The organism is Parasphingopyxis lamellibrachiae, assembly GCF_003385775.1.
Lineage (GTDB): Bacteria > Pseudomonadota > Alphaproteobacteria > Sphingomonadales > Sphingomonadaceae > Parasphingopyxis > Parasphingopyxis lamellibrachiae.
Genome location: NZ_QRDP01000004.1, coordinates 1,759,280 through 1,774,633 on the forward strand (window position 1 = coordinate 1,759,280; position 15,354 = coordinate 1,774,633).

At 61.6% G+C, this 15,354-nt stretch carries 11 protein-coding genes; 6 read left to right on the forward strand and 5 right to left on the reverse strand.

The features are described 5' to 3' along the window. The first annotated feature begins 134 nt into the window (after positions 1-134). Complete coding sequence (locus DFR46_RS08765) at positions 135-2,789, forward strand: putative bifunctional diguanylate cyclase/phosphodiesterase (protein ID WP_116237240.1); 2,655 nt, start codon at positions 135-137, stop codon at positions 2,787-2,789. Here DFR46_RS08765 and hemH read toward each other — a convergent pair. The 4 genes from hemH to DFR46_RS08785 all read right to left on the reverse strand — a co-directional run bounded on the left by hemH (position 2,786) and on the right by DFR46_RS08785 (position 8,198). Next, on the reverse strand, positions 2,786-3,790 hold the full coding sequence (gene hemH / locus DFR46_RS08770; protein ID WP_116236105.1) for a ferrochelatase: 1,005 nt from the start codon (positions 3,788-3,790) through the stop codon (positions 2,786-2,788). The two genes, DFR46_RS08765 and hemH, sit on opposite strands and share 4 nt — an antisense overlap. After that, positions 3,787-6,030, reverse strand: coding sequence for a xanthine dehydrogenase family protein molybdopterin-binding subunit (locus DFR46_RS08775; protein WP_116236106.1), 2,244 nt, complete (start codon positions 6,028-6,030; stop codon positions 3,787-3,789). The genes hemH and DFR46_RS08775 overlap by 4 nt, the downstream gene beginning before the upstream one ends. A 57-nt stretch (positions 6,031-6,087) precedes the next feature. Next, complete coding sequence (locus DFR46_RS08780) at positions 6,088-7,383, reverse strand: MFS transporter (protein WP_245953765.1); 1,296 nt, start codon at positions 7,381-7,383, stop codon at positions 6,088-6,090. Positions 7,384-7,616: 233 nt separating this feature from the next. After that, entirely contained in the window at positions 7,617-8,198 is a 582-nt protein-coding gene (locus DFR46_RS08785) for an HD domain-containing protein (RefSeq protein WP_116236108.1), read from the reverse strand. Between the two features lie 107 nt (positions 8,199-8,305). On the opposite strand from DFR46_RS08785, the gene lgt reads away from it, so the two are divergent. The 5 genes from lgt (at position 8,306) to DFR46_RS08810 (ending at position 13,996) form a co-directional block, all read left to right on the forward strand. Beyond that, positions 8,306-9,181 carry a prolipoprotein diacylglyceryl transferase gene (lgt, locus tag DFR46_RS08790; protein ID WP_425453158.1) on the forward strand — a complete coding sequence of 292 codons (876 nt, stop codon included), beginning with the start codon at positions 8,306-8,308 and terminating at the stop codon, positions 9,179-9,181. Then, the gene (locus DFR46_RS08795) at positions 9,168-10,238 is read left to right on the forward strand and encodes a class I SAM-dependent methyltransferase (protein ID WP_116236109.1); all 1,071 of its coding nucleotides are present in this window, start codon (positions 9,168-9,170) and stop codon (positions 10,236-10,238) included. Before lgt ends, DFR46_RS08795 begins: the two co-directional genes overlap by 14 nt. A 70-nt stretch (positions 10,239-10,308) precedes the next feature. Then, complete coding sequence (gene pgeF, locus DFR46_RS08800; protein WP_116236110.1) at positions 10,309-11,073, forward strand: peptidoglycan editing factor PgeF; 765 nt, start codon at positions 10,309-10,311, stop codon at positions 11,071-11,073. A 70-nt stretch (positions 11,074-11,143) separates the two neighbouring features. After that, positions 11,144-12,550: an SLC13 family permease gene (locus tag DFR46_RS08805; RefSeq protein ID WP_116236111.1), complete on the forward strand. Its 1,407-nt coding sequence runs from the start codon at positions 11,144-11,146 to the stop codon at positions 12,548-12,550. Positions 12,551-12,643: 93 nt separating this feature from the next. Then, on the forward strand, positions 12,644-13,996 hold the full coding sequence (locus DFR46_RS08810; RefSeq protein WP_116237242.1) for a cystathionine gamma-synthase family protein: 1,353 nt from the start codon (positions 12,644-12,646) through the stop codon (positions 13,994-13,996). A 3-nt stretch (positions 13,997-13,999) separates the two neighbouring features. Here the strand turns inward: DFR46_RS08810 and DFR46_RS08815 are convergent, their stop codons facing one another. Then, the gene (locus DFR46_RS08815; RefSeq protein WP_211306400.1) at positions 14,000-15,307 is read right to left on the reverse strand and encodes an alpha/beta hydrolase family protein; all 1,308 of its coding nucleotides are present in this window, start codon (positions 15,305-15,307) and stop codon (positions 14,000-14,002) included. Positions 15,308-15,354: the final 47 nt, after the last annotated feature.

Consider the following 15,354-nt stretch of genomic DNA (forward strand, 5'->3'; position numbering starts at 1 on the left):
CATATGTTTAGGGTAGTGGCGTGCGGCCGTGCAAGCGTTATCGGGCCGTAAACCGGCATCGCGAACGAAGTGTAAAAGCCATATTAACCACAACCCTAAAAGGACCTCTCACACATATGGTCTAGCCCATGGGCATGGATTTGCGCTCTCAACTGACCGAAACGGATGCGGGGGAACGGGCTGGCTGGATCGCCGGTCTGGGTCTGGCCGAGGCATCGACGACTTTCCAGGCAGAGGACCAGGTCGCCAGGGTCGAGCGTACGGCGGCTATGTGGCCGATGACCATCTTTGCGCAGTTGTTGACCCTGACACTCGCCCTGACCGCAGCCTGGAGCCTGCAGGCCCAGAATTTCGGAACGGACGCCCCTGTCTATGCGGCGGCGGTTCTTGGCCTCAACCTGATCGCCCTGCTGGCCATCCGTTCGAAACGGATCAGGCGTCTGCCGCCCCACCACGTCATCCGCGCCATCGTTCCGGTTGCCGGCATGATGAGCATCGGCATTGCCCTGCTCGGCTGGGAGCTGATTGCCTTCGGCTCCCTGCCGATCGTAACATTGTGCATCATTTCGCTCGCGGTGACCTTCCTGATCATGCTCACCGCCCTGATGCCGGTCCAGGCCGCTGCACTGGCATTCGTAGCTGCAGCGATCGTCACAGGAACCGTGCAGTCCGGCCAATATCAGGTGATGGTGGTCGGTATCGTCGTCTTCACGGCCTTCTGGATCGCGACACTGATCAATATGCGGCTGGACACAACCCAGAGCCATGTGCGGGAGCGCAACGAGTCCAAGGCAAGGCGCGCGAATCGCCTGCTCGAACAGTTCGAAGCCAATGGCAATGGCTGGTTCTGGGAAACCGACCGGAGCGGCAGGATCGTCTATGTATCTCCCAAGCTTTTCGAAGCGCTGGGCCGGGAAGCAAAGGATGTTATCGGTAAGCCGTTCACCTCGCTCATCCGGTTCGAGGGCGGCGCCCAGGATGGCGAGCGCGCGCTTGGATTTCACCTTTCGACGCGCAGTTCCTTCAACGACGTAACCGTCCGCGCGGACGTTCAGGGTGAAGAATTGTGGTGGGCGATCTCGGGTCGTCCCATTGTCGACCAGATCGGCCAGTTCCGGGGCTATGCGGGCAGCGGAACCGATCTGACCGAAAAACGGCGCTCGGAAGCGGAAGCCAATCGCCTGGCCCGATACGATTCGCTGACCGGCCTGGCGAACCGGAAGGAAATGCAGATGGCGCTCGAAAAAGCGCTTGATGCCAAGGAGGATGGTTCGGCGGAAGTGGCCCTGTTCCTGCTCGATCTCGACCGGTTCAAAGCGGTGAACGATACGATGGGCCATCCGGTGGGAGACGAACTTCTCAAACAGGTGTCGAAGCGCCTGTTCCGGGTCGTAGGCAGCAAAGGCATGGTCGGCCGCCTCGGTGGCGATGAATTCAAGGTCGTACTGCCAGATATGAGCAAACAGGGTCCGCTGGACGATCTCGCCGCGCAGATCATCAGCGATTTGTCCCAGCCCTATATGATTGACGGGATTACACTTTCTATCGGTTGTTCGATCGGGATCGCGGTAGCGCCCACCGATGGCGCGACGTCGGAAGAACTGGTCAGAAATTCGGATCTCGCATTATATGTGGCGAAGGCGGATGGCCGCGGAGTCCACCGCTTCTACCAGCGTGAAATGCATGCCGGCGCGAAACAGCGCAAGCGGACCGAAGACGATCTCCGGGTCGCCATGTCCAACGACGAACTGCACATTGCTTACCAACCGCAAGTCAGCACCACGACCGAGAAGATCGTCGGCTATGAGTCGCTGATCCGCTGGACCCACCCGAGCCAGGGCGCAATTTCGCCGGAGGATTTCATTCCGGTTGCCGAAGACGTCCGCCTGATCGAACAGATTGGCGAATGGATCTTGCGAAAGTCCTGCATGGATGCGGCCCAATGGCCCGGTAATGCGCGTGTAGCCGTCAACGTCTCACCCATACAGTTTGTGAATCCGAACTTTCCGAAAGTCGTGGCCAGCGCACTGGCCAACGCCCAGTTGGCACCGGAACGGCTGGAACTCGAATTGACGGAATCGGTCTTCCTGGATGAGGGCCACGACACCAATACGATGTTCAAGACATTGAAGCGGATCGGCGTTCGCCTGGCACTCGACGATTTCGGCACCGGCTATTCGGCGCTCGGCTATCTGAAAACCGCACCCTTCGACAAGATCAAGATCGACCAGTCCTTCATCCGCGGCGCGGCGGTCGTGGGCAATCGCAATGCCGCGATCATAAAGGCAATCGTCTCACTGGCGGAATCCCTTTATATGGAAACCACCGCCGAGGGCGTTGAGCTCAAGGACGAGATCGAACTCGTCAAACAGCTCGGCTGTTCCCACATTCAGGGATATGTGTACGGCAAACCGATGCCGCATGAAGAGGTTCTGAAACAACTGTCTGGCGGAAAAGGCGTGGCGACTGCCGAAGGCCATCGGGCCAGCCGCAGCCCGCGCAGGAGCCTGTTCCGGTCCGCAACCGTCGATATCGACGGGGCCAAAAACAAGGCGCTCATCCGCAATATTTCCAGCACCGGCGCGATGGTCGAGGGAATAGGGGATATCAAGGCCGGAACCGACATCCTGATCGAAATCCTCGAAGGGCAGATGTTCAAAAGCACGGTGCGCTGGTCCGACAAGGAACGGATGGGTATCGAATTCGCCCGCAATTTCGATCTGGAACGCCTTGGGGAAAGCCCCAGCAAGATTGCCAAGCCGGCGGCGCGGCGCGCCTCTGCAGCCTAGGAAATCCAGCCGCCAAGTTCGCGGCGGACAAGGGTTTCGAGCATAGCCATGCCTTCATCGCTCGCATTGAGGCAGGGTATATAGGCGAAGTCGCTCCCGCCGGCATCCAGAAACTGCGAGCGCCCTTCCATCGCCAGTTCTTCCAGCGTCTCCAGGCAATCGACGGAAAAGCCGGGGGCAAAGATCGCCACTTTTTTCAAGTCCCTGCCGGGCAGCGCACCGAGCAGGTCGGCGGTCGCCGGTTCAAGCCATTTCGCCCGTCCGAAGCGCGACTGAAACGTTGTAAAAAGCGGCTTCCCGAGCGCTTCGCTCACCAGCCTTGCCGTCTTCTGGCACTGGCAGTGATACGGATCGCCCAGCTCCAGGGTTCGCCGCGGCATACCGTGGAAACTCGCAATCAGCGCTTCGGGTTCAAAGTCCAGTCCCGCAAGCCCTTCGCGCACCGATCTCGCCAGTGCATCGATATAGGCCGGGTCGTCATGATAAGGCGGCATCACCCTGAGCGTCGGCTGCCAGCGCATATCGGCAAGTTCTGCCCCCGCCTCATCGACAACGGTCGCCGTCGTCGCTCCGCAATATTGCGGATAGAGCGGGGTGAGTAATATCCGCTCACAGCCCTGCGCCTTCATCTCTTCAAGCCGGAACCCGATACCGGGCCGGCCGTAGCGCATCGCATAGCTCACCCGCACGGCATCGCCGAGACGTTGCTGCAGACCCGCCATCTGCTGTTTGGTATAGACGGCAAGCGGCGATCCTTCCTCCATCCAGACCTTGGCATAGGCCCGGGCCGATTTGCGCGGGCGGGTGTTGAGGATGATGCCGTGCAGCAGGGGCTTCCACAACAGGGACGGCAGCTCGACCACGCGCTTGTCGGACAGGAACTCCGCCAGGTAGCGCCGAACGGCCTGCGGCGTCGGATCGTCGGGCGTCCCCAGGTTGACGAGCAGCACACCGATTTTGGGCGCCGCAATGTCCGGATGAAAGTCGGGTTTTTCCGTCATGCGACGCCGCCTACTCTGAAAGGAATGGAGCGGAGCCGCTGGCCGGTCGCGGCAAAGATTGCATTGCCGATCGCCGGCGCCACCGGCGGCACGGCGATCTCCCCAACCCCGCCCGGCTCTTCATCGCTGTCGATGAGCTCAATCTCGATCTGCGGGATATCAGTAAGTATCGGCAGGCCCAGATCGTGAAAATTGGAAACGAGCGGTTCGTCATCGGCATAGGCAATGGCAGCCCCCAGCGCCTGCGACATACCGAACACGATACCGCCCTCAATCTGCTGCCGGACGATTTCCGGATTGATCATCCGACCGCAATCGACCGCCGCCGCGATATTCTCGATGATCGGGCGCTGACCATCGCCGATATGCAAGCGGACGACCATCGCCACATGGCTTCCGAAACAGCTATGCGCAGCTAGCCCCATACCGCCGCCCTGCTCGCCGCCATCCCAGCCGCCCAGGGTTGCGGCGGCGGTCAGACAACGGGCGAGGCGTGAAGAATCACCCATCATGGCGATACGGAAGGATAACGGTTCGATACCAGCCTGCGCGGCCATTTCATCCATGAAGCATTCGGTGAAAAAAGCCGTGTAGCTATGCGCGACAGACCGCCAGATCCCGGTTTCCACGCCGATATCGACGGGCATGTGCTCGACCGCCAGATTTGGAATCGCATAGGCCGGTCTTGCCCCTTCCACGGCGCCCGGGCTGGCATCGCCGACACCGCCAAAAAACATGCTTGGCATGATCCTCCGGAACAGCTGGTTACCCGTTGAAGGGGCGGCAATCCGGGCGTGCCAGGCGGATATGGCGCCGGCAGCACCGAGTTTCGCCGTCAGCCGCCCGCGAGCCGCCGGGCGATAATAATCGCTGCGGGTTTCCTCTTCACGCGACCAGGTGAGCTGAACCGGCCGGTTCATGCGCCGCGCGATAATCGCGACCTGCACCGCCGCGTCATGTTCGATCTTGCGGCCAAAGGCCCCGCCGAGAAGCATCGGATATATGGTGACCTGGCCTTCGCTATAGCCGATCGCATCCGCCACGGCAGTGCGCATGAGGCCCGGCGCCTGGGTCGGTGCCCAGATTTCCAGCCGATCGCCGGTTACGCGCGCCGTTGCCGTCAGCGGTTCTATCGCGGCATGGGGTGCCAGCCCGACACTATATGTCGCGCGGTGAGCTCCCGATGTGCCAAAAGCTGCCGCCAGATCGCCTTCGCTGACGAACCGCGTGCCGCCATCTCCATCCAGGGCCACCTGCAGCGCTGCATCGATACTGGCATCATCGACTACCCCCTCGTCGTCGCTCTCCCATTCGGGTGCCAGTGCCTCGACACCGCGATTGGCCGCCCACCAGTTGGTTGCCACACAGGCGGCAAAACGGGGGTTCTCGAAGATCGCGGTAACACCGAACACATTGTTCGCGGCATCGCGGTTGACGGCGGTCAGCCGATGGCGGCTCGACGGGGCCTGCCGCGCGGACGCAAAAACCATTTCGGGCAGGCGGACATCGCCGGCATAGCGCGCCGAGCCATCGACCTTGGACGGCAGATCGATCCGTGGCATGGACTGGCCGGTGATCGGACGCCCTTCCGGATTGCGGAGTGTGAGCGTATCGGGCGGGGAATATTGCGCCGCATCGGCGGCCAGTTCGCCAAAGCGCAGCCTCTGATCGCCAAGCACCACAAATCCGTCGGCTGTGTCGCAGGCCTGCCAGTCGGCATCCCAGCGCGCGGCGGCCGCCTTGCACAAGACAGCGCGTGCAGCGGCACCAGCTTCGCGGAAGCGCTGCTCGAAGCCGCGAATGGAAGTCGACCCGCCCGTGATCATCAGCGCGTTGCGCACCGCATATTCGCGCGTCGCCCATTGACCAATGGAGCCCAAAAAGGAAGGCAGCGCGCCTTCCGCACCCTCGGTGACGAGAAAATCATTGGCATAAAGCGGGTTTATGGGAGCGGTTTCGACACCGATCGTCCGCCAGTCCGCCCCCAGCTCGTCGGCCAGCGCCTGGGGCAGCGCCGTCCAGACGCCCTGCCCCATTTCCGCTTGCGGCACGATAACACTGACATTGCCGTCCTCACCGATCTTGAGAAAGGCGTTGAACACAGTTTCGCCCTCGCCGGCGACCAGATTGTGCACATAGTGGCGCGGCCAGACGCCCCAGGCGACGGCCAGGCCCGCGCCGACCCCTCCGCCAATCAACAGGCGGCGGCGGGTAATGCCAAGACGGGAAGCTTGTGACATGGCTGGCTCTTTAAAGGGTGGCGATCAAGGATGCCAGCCGCAGTGCGGCATGGGTGTTCAGTGCGCTGCCGCGGTGTCCGCCACTTTCACGAAGGAGAGAAGGGCAAGGCCCAGGGCGAACAGGATTGCGATCGATGCCATGCCGATCCGCTGGTTATTGAATGCGCTTGTGAAGACCTGCACGAGCAGCGGCCCCATCCAGACGGTTATCGTACCGGCGATCGCATAGAGACCGAAAAACTCGCCGCTTCGCCCCGGCGGCGCAAGCTGGACCAGCATCGCGCGGCTCGAGGAAATACTGGCGGTGGCGCTGACCGCGACGACACTCACCAGAGCGAGGAAAGTAAGATCGGAAAGCGTTTGGAATACCAGCCCGTCCCATATCTGATAATTGTCCATAAGCCCGAAAAACAGCGTCTCCTGGGTCACTGAAAGCTGCACCGCGAACGCAACCACCATGCCGATAATTTCGATGATCAACGCTGCCTTCACGCCGACTTTGGTGTCGAGCCAGCCCCCGAACAACCCGCCGGCAAAGGCCCAGGCCGACGCGAAAATCGCATAGCTGATCATCTCGAGGAAGCCCCATTCGAGGAACAGCGCGACATAAACCGCCGCCAGTGCAAGCAGCGCCGCCATCGCGTCCGCATAGAACATGCGCGCGATGAGAAATTTGAACAGCTCGCGATATTTTGCCGCTTCGCGAACCGTGCGGACGACCGCTCTGGCGCCATCGATCACGGCCACCGTCCAGCTTGCGCCCTTCACCCCCGGATCCTTGGCGTTCAGGAAAAAGGGAATGGAAAACAGGATCAGCCAGACAGCGCATAGCGGCCCGGTGATGCGCACATGTTCGTACCGCTCCAGATCGAACCCGAACTGCGGCTCTGCAAACGGCCACTGAACCGCCGCCGGCAACACGAACAGCGCCACCAGCCCAAGAAACATGATCGTTGCGGCAAGGTTGCCCAGCCCGAGACCCAATCCGGAGATCATCGGCAGGCGCTTCGGTTCGCCCGCCGCGCTGAGCATCGAATTGTGCATCACTTCCGAATAGGTGAAACAGACATAGGCGATCACCAGAACCAGCATGACTGCGCCCGTCGGCAGTCCTTCTTCACCCGGAATCGCGTACCAGAGCAGCCAGGACATCAGGGCGATCGTGCCCAGCAGGAAAGCGAGCAGCGGTTTGCGTTTCCCGCCGCGGTCCAGCGCCGCGCCGAGAAAAGGCGCGGTCAGCGCGGCAATGAGCCCCGCCCATTTGGTGACCGATGCTATCGCCGCCTGCCCCTGGGCATTGGCGGTCTGGGTCGCGGTTTCGGCATCGAGGCCGGCCAGCGCGCCGCTTGCCAATATGTCCGCGCCGATGATGTCGCGCGCGAAATAAGGCGCGAAAATATAGATGACGATGAGTATATAATAGGGATTGCGTGCCCATTCGAAGATCGCCCAGGCAAAACCGGTTTTGCCTAGCGCTCCGCCAACTCCAAAATTCGGCGTGGCGACGACTGGCCCCGAGGGCGGTGCGTTGGAGGCTATATCGATATCCTTCGAAAGACGGCTGGGGGAAGTCGGCCTTGTTCGGTCTACATCATCTTCGGCGTACCGAAGACCCGCATGATCTCCGGCTCGAAGCTCTCCAGGCTATCGACCTCGAAGTCCGGGTCGAAAGCCGGGGCGTCCCATTCGTCTACGAGCTTGCAGGCAAGCCGATACCAGCTTGCATCCTTGTGATCTTCCCGCAGCGTCGTCGAGCGCCCCATATAGTTGTAATAATAGGCGCCCTGGAAATCCTGGTGATATTTGATGACGTGATAGAGGTCGTCATTGACATAGGGTTTGAGGATTTCGGCGGCGATCGCCCCGTGATTGGGCACCGACATGGTCTTGCCGATATCGTGGCACAGCGCGGCGACCACTTCCTCATCGCTTGCGCCGGCGCGGCGGGCGAGCGTTGCCGTCATCAGGGAGTGCTGGAGCTGGTCGCAGCTGAAACCGAGCGTCAGTTCGCCAAGGTCGCGCAGATGCTGCAGGATCCGCTGGGGCGCCGATGTCTTATAATGGTCCTGATGTTCCTTGCCGATAATGGCCCAGTCTTCGGCCTTGCCATCCTGCATGCGCGTGAAGCCGCTGCTCGCCGATTCCTGCTCGGGTGCCTGGGTCGCCATATCCTTCTCTCCTGCGCCTTTTGCTTATCTTGCTTATCGCGGCGCTTTCCGTTTTCGATTGCCACCATTATGAAGGCAAAAAAGCAAGGGGGAAAGCCTTGGACTTTCTGGCAACGACAATATCCGCGACATTGACGACGGGCGCCGAATATCTGCGGTTCGAAGATCTCGGCCTTCATGCCGTCGCGCTGAAAATAGGATTCTTCGAGCTTCGCTGGTACAGCCTCGCCTATATCGCCGGCATCGTTATCGGCTGGTGGTATCTGCTCCGGCTGATCGCCCAGCCCGGCGCCCCCATGGCCCGGCGCCATGCCGACGACCTGGTGTTCTACGCCACACTCGGCATTCTGATCGGCGGACGGCTCGGCTATGTCCTCTTCTACAAACCGGCCGAATATTTTGCCGATCCTGCCAGTATCATCAGGGTCTGGGATGGCGGCATGTCTTTCCATGGCGGGGTGATCGGCGTCAGCCTCGCGATCCTCTTCATGGCCTGGAAGAACCGGCTGCACTGGCTGCGCATCCATGACTATGTAGCCTGCACCATCCCGTTCGGCCTGTTTTTCGGGCGGCTGGCGAATTTCGTGAACGGCGAGCTTTGGGGCCGCACGACCGATGTGCCCTGGGCGATGATCTTCACCCGCGCCGGCGAAGAACCGCGCCACCCGAGCCAGCTCTACGAAGCCGGGCTTGAAGGCATCCTCCTCTTCGCCCTGCTCTGGTTCATGTTCTGGAAGACGAACGCCCGCCATCAGCCGGGCAAGCTCGTCGGTATTTTCCTTGTCGGATATGGCCTTTCCCGCTTCGCAGTCGAGTTTTTCCGTCAGCCCGATGCCGGGCTTGAGCATCTCGCATGGGGGCTCTCGATGGGACAAACGCTGACTGTGCCGATGCTGATCGGTGGGCTCTGGCTGATCGCTACCGCGAAGGGACGGGCAGACGGGGTCAGGCCCGTGCCCGCAGAGCCGGATGCCTCCGCCTGACGGACAATCGGCTGCCGATAAGCCGCTCGGCGAGAGACTGGCTGGCGTAATCGCGGCTGCCGGACCGATTTCCCTCGCCCAGTTCATGGCCGAGGCCAATGCCCATTATTATGCGACCCGCGATCCGTTGGGCGCGGACGGCGATTTCATTACCGCGCCAGAGATCAGCCAGATGTTCGGCGAGCTGGCCGGGCTGTGGCTCGCCGATCTCTGGTCGCGGGCCGGCGCACCCACCAATGCCCATTTCGCCGAGCTCGGTCCGGGCCGCGGCACGCTGGCGGAAGACGCGCTTCGGGCGATGCGCGCGGCGCGCTTCGAACCTCCTATCCATCTTGTGGAAACCAGTCCGGTGCTCCGCCACAATCAGGCGACACGGCTGCCTACCGCCCGTTGGCACAACGATCTCGATGACTTGCCGGAGACGGGACCCTTACTCGTGATCGCCAACGAGTTTTTCGATGCGCTGCCGATCCGGCAGGTCCAGCGCTGCGCCTCCGGCTGGCATGAGATCATGGTCGACTATCAGGACGGTGCCTTCGTTCCGGTGACATCGGGCCCGCCGCTCGACACGCTGGTTCCGGAGCCGCTTGCCGATGCGCCGGAGGGCAGCGTGATCGAGATGTCGCCGCCAACCGAAAGCATCGCGCGCGCGCTGGCGGCGCGGATTGCCAAACAGGGCGGCGCCGCGCTGATCGTCGATTATGGCTATGAAGGCACGGTGACGGGCGACACGCTGCAAGCCGTTTCGCACCATGAGCATGCCGATATATTTACCGAACCGGGAGAACGCGATCTTACCGCGCATGTCAATTTCAGCTCATTGGCGGGCATCGGGCGCGCAGCAGGGCTGACTGTGCATGGCCCGATCGGTCAGGGTGCCTGGCTGGAATCGCTCGGAATCGGCGCGCGTACAGCCGCGCTCGTCAAAGCCGCGCCGCACCGTCACGACGAGCTGATCTCCGCCCGGGATCGGCTCACCAAGCCCGAAGAGATGGGTACCCTGTTCAAGGCGATGGCACTGGTCGCACCGGATTGGCCGGCACCCGCCGCCTTCTGATCGCCGCGCGTTGCAACCGCGAAAAACGCCGCTAAGAAGACCGGCCCGACACTGAGCGGGCAGGAGATATATGGCCGCAAGAATAGAATCCATACACGCCGATGCGCTGAACGGCGTCGCCCACGGCTTTCTGGGCCGGGCCGGCGGCGTATCGACCGGCATTTTCGAAAGCCTCAATGTCGGGCTGGGATCGGACGACATAAGATCCAACGTCGAAATCAATCGCCGGCGCGCGGTAGAGGCGGTTTCGAAGGACGCTGCGCTCGTTACACTGCATCAGGTCCACTCCGCCGAGGCGGTTCAAATAACCCATGCTTTTCCGGATGATGACCGCCCCCAGGCCGATGCAATGGTAACGGACCGTCCGGGCCTCGCGCTGGGCATTCTCACCGCCGATTGCGCGCCGATATTGCTGGCCGACAAAGCAGCCGGCGTCATCGGCGCGGCGCATGCCGGCTGGAAAGGCGCGATGACCGGCGTCGCCAAATCGGTGGTCGAAGCGATGGAAGAACTGGGCGCGCAACGCGCGAGGATCGTCGCCGCTATCGGCCCGTGTATCGGGCGCGGATCCTATGAAGTCGACAGCGATTTCCGGAAGCGCTTCGAGGCTATCGAACCCGAAAATGCGCAATATTTTCGCGACGGGGCGCCCGGCCATCATTATTTCGACCTGGAAGCCTATGTCGCCGCCTGGCTGGCCTTTGCCGGCATTGGCACTGTCGAAGCCCTCGGCATCGACACCTATACCAATGAAGACCGATTCTTCAGCTATCGCCGCGCCACCCATCGCGACGAACCCGACTATGGCCGCCACATCTCGATAATCGCACTTTGACACGCCGCTGCATTGCCACCTTCGCGAAGCCGGCAAATGATGTTAGGCGAGCTGCGGGGGGAATGACGGAATGACAGCCAGGCAATACGGGTTTTTCGGCGGGCTCGCCCTGTTCATTACCCTGCTTTTGCTACCGGCCCCCGAAGGCATGCCCGTCGAGGCCTGGCGCGTGGCCGCGCTGGTTGCCCTGATGGCCAGCTGGTGGATGACCGAAGCGCTGCCGCTGACAGCCACCGCGCTTCTCCCTTTCGTCGCGCTTCCTTTCATGACCTCGATGACCACCAATGAAGTGGCGGCAACCTATTATTCGCCGATCCTGTTTCTGATCCTTGGCGGCGCATTCCTGGCGCTTGCCATCGAACGGACCGGCCTGCACCGTCGCCTGGCGCTCGCGATCATCGGCCGGGCCGGGAAAACCGCCTGGGGCCTGCTCTTCGCCTTCATGGCAGCGACCGCAATCCTGTCGATGATCGTCTCCAACACCTCGACGACCCTGATCATGGTGCCGATCGCCATCGCCGTGCTTGCCGCGGGCGGCGTCGCTGAAGGCGAGACGAAGGGCTTTGCCGGGGCGCTGCTCATGGGTATCGCCTTTGCCGCATCGATCGGCGGTATCGGGACGCTGGTGGGATCGCCGACAAACGCCATCGCGGCCGGGCTGATCAACCGGACCACCGGTACGGAAATCGATTTCCTGACCTGGGCGAAGTTCGGCCTGCCGGTCGTTGCCGTTGGTATTCCGCTCTGTCTGTTCATATTGATCCGGACCCAGCGGGTCACCCGGATGGCATTCGATATTGCCGCCGCGAAGATCGCCATTGGTGATCCCGGGGCGTGGTCCGGAGCTGAGAAAAGGCTCGTGCCGGTAATCATGCTCGTCGTTGCCGGCTGGGTCGTCCTCCCTTTCATCAAAACCTATCTGCCCGACGGCGCTATCCATGACGGCACGATCGCCATTCTTGGCGGCTTGCTCCTGTTCGTGCTCCCCGACGGCAGCGGCAGGCCAATGCTCAACTGGCCGGAAGCCAATCGTGCACCCTGGGGCGTGATCATGCTCTTTGGCGGCGGGCTGGCGCTGGCATCGGGCATAATCGCATCCGGCCTGGGCACCTGGCTGGGCGAAGCGCTGGAGCCGCTTCAGACCGTGCCGGTGATCATCATTGCGCTGGCCGTGACGGCGCTGGTTGTGCTGATCACTGAATTCGCCTCCAATGTCGCTACCGCCAGCGGCGTCATGCCCGTTATCGCTGCGTTGATTGTCGCAACGGGCGCCGATCCGATGCTGCTCGCCATGCCAGCGGCAATGGCGGCAAGTTGGGGCTTTATGCTGCCCTCCGGCACGGGGCCGAACGCTATTGCATGGGCATCGGGCCACATCGCCCTGCCCAGCATGTTGAAATCCGGATTTCTATTGGATATTTGCGGTATTCCGATGATCGTCCTGCTGACATGGGGCGTCTCGACCTTGGCCGGTTGAGGGAGATGCGCTCCTTGGAGGTAGGAGCCCTGGCCCTCGCCGTCTCATTGAGCTCCTGCCTTCCTAGGAGCGTAAACAGGAAGGAGCCACATGATGGCTGATACCCCCGAACAATCTGGCGACAATCCCGATTCGACTCCGGCCGATTTCGCGGGCACGACCCCGCGCCGCAAACCCAAACCCGAGATCGAAAAGATCGGCAATCGCAAGCTGAAGCCAGCCACATTGATGATGGGCCATGGCTATGATCCGGTGCTTTCCGAAGGCTCTCTGAAGCCGCCGATATTCCTGACATCCACCTTTGCGTTCGAGAATGCGGCCGCAGGCAAGCGCCATTTCGAAGGCATCACCGGCAAGCGGCCCGGCGGCGCGGAAGGCCTTGTCTATTCACGCTTTAACGGCCCGAACCAGGAAATCTGCGAAGACCGGCTTTCCGTCTGGGAAGAAGCGGAAGAAGCGCTCGTCTTCTCCAGCGGCATGTCCGCCATCGCCACCGTGCTCCTCGCCAATGTCAATCAGGGCGATGTCGTCGTCCATTCCGGCCCGCTCTATGCCGCGACAGAAACGCTGATCAACCGCGTGCTCGGCCGCTTTGGCGTTACCTTCCTCGATTTTCCCGCTGGCGCCAGCCGCGAGGAGGTCGATACCCTGCTCGAAAAAGCCAAGACCATGGCGACGGGATCGGGCAAGGTCGCGATCGTTTATCTCGAAAGCCCGGCCAACCCGACCAATGCGCTGGTCGATATCGAAATGGTCAGGGAAGCGCGCGACGCAGCCTTTGGCGCGGACGGCCCGCCGATCGCCATGGACAACACGTTCCTCGGCCCGCTCTGGCAGCAGCCGCTCAAGCACGGCGCGGATATCTCCATCTACAGCCTCACCAAATATGTGGGCGGGCACAGCGATCTCGTCGCCGGCGGCGTGATGGGCTCCAAGGCGCATCTCGATCCGATCCGCGCGATGCGCAACACGATCGGCACGATCACCGATCCCAACACTGCCTGGATGCTGCTCCGCAGCCTGGAAACGGTGGAACTGCGCATGACGCGGGCCGGCGAGAATGCCGAAAAGGTCTGCGCCTTCCTGCGCGATCACCCTAAGGTGGAAGGGCTCGGCTATCTCGGTTTCCTCGAAGAAGGATCGAGCCAGCGCGATATCTACGACCGGCACTGTTCTGGTGCGGGCTCGACCTTTTCTGTGTTCATCAAGGGCGGCGAGGAAGAGAGTTTCCGCTTTCTCGATGCACTGAAGATCGCCAAGCTCGCGGTCAGCCTGGGCGGCACGGAAACGCTGGCCAGCCATCCGGCGGCGATGACCCATCTGTCGGTGCCCGACGACCGCAAGGCTGCGCTCGGCATCACTGACAATCTGGTGCGCGTCTCGATCGGCGTCGAGGACGCCGACGACCTGATCGCTGACTTCATGCAGGCGCTGGAGCAGGTTTAGACCTCAATCCTCGATCGGCATTCGGATATCCGCTCGCCCATAAGGCGGCGAGCGGATATCCAGCATAGTGTCCGCAATCAGGCGGAAATAGCCCTCGGTAAACTGGGTATAGCGCCGCGAACCGTCCGGAAGTTGCTCAAACTCGACCATGCCATGATCGGTATTCGGATAGAGCGCGGTTGTGATCGGGAAGCCCTCCGCCTGCAGCGATGCAAGGCGTTCCTGCGTCACAAGGCCCGGCGCGGCCGTATCGTTGGCCGCAATGACCCAGAGCTGCGGGACCGTGATCGTCCGCAGAACGGCTATCGGATCGTGGCGCCAAAGCACTCCTGAATCTTCGAAATCCCCGGCAACGCCTCGACGCAGACCGGTCTCGCTGGCGCGCAAAATATCTCCGGTGAACTCGCCCTCGATCGATTGGAACCAGACCTCACCCCCAAAGCGCGCCTTGACCTCGACAAGCGCTTCGAACCCGCTGGTGAAATGACTGCCAACGATTTCGCCCGTCGCTCGCGTTACCGCGCGCGCATCGGCCAGAACATCCTCGCCATATCCGGCACGCCGCAACTCATCATAAACCTGCTCAGCATCCTCTTCGAGCGGTGACAGGACGAGACCAAAGCCGATTACCAGAAACTCGGCACCCGCCCTGTTGGCCGCAAGCGGCGCAACCCAGCCGCCCTGGCTACCGCCGAATAGCCCAAACCGTTCATATCGCCCGGTCGCCAGTCGCCGCGCTTCCGCAGCTGCGGCAACGACATCGCTGGCCAGAAGTTCGAAATTTTGGGTGTAACTACCCTCGGATTGCCCCGTCCCGCGCTTGTCATAGACAAACACCGATACACCCTGAGCGGCCAGCAGAAGGGGATAGTAGGAATTGCCGACGGTTGGCGTGCTTTCCGATCCATGGACGAACACGACGAGAGGTCGCGCGTGATCGGCTTCCCTGACAGGCTCTATCAATCGGCCAGCAAGATTCAGTTCACCACTGCGAAAAACGGTATCCGTCTCCACCGTTTGAATTTCCCGAAGTGCCGCTCGCGGGGTGGTTTGCCATTGGCCGTCCACGCATTGAAGGGCCGCCTCTGCATCGCCGATGACACCGCGTCGGCCATCAACGAAAGTGTAACGGGTCGTCCGCTCGCCGGGTTCCATCTCGCGGTCGTAAACGACTGCAATCTCTCGCTCATTGCCGTAGATGCCGAGATCGCAGCTCGCACGCACTTGGGGATGATGGGCGCAAGCCATCAAAAGACCAAAGAACGGCAGAAAAAATCCCGCCTTGAGGCGAACCAAGTGACGGTAGGACATATCTGTTTTCATGATTTTCAGCTCGACAATAGGAGGGATTGAGATCT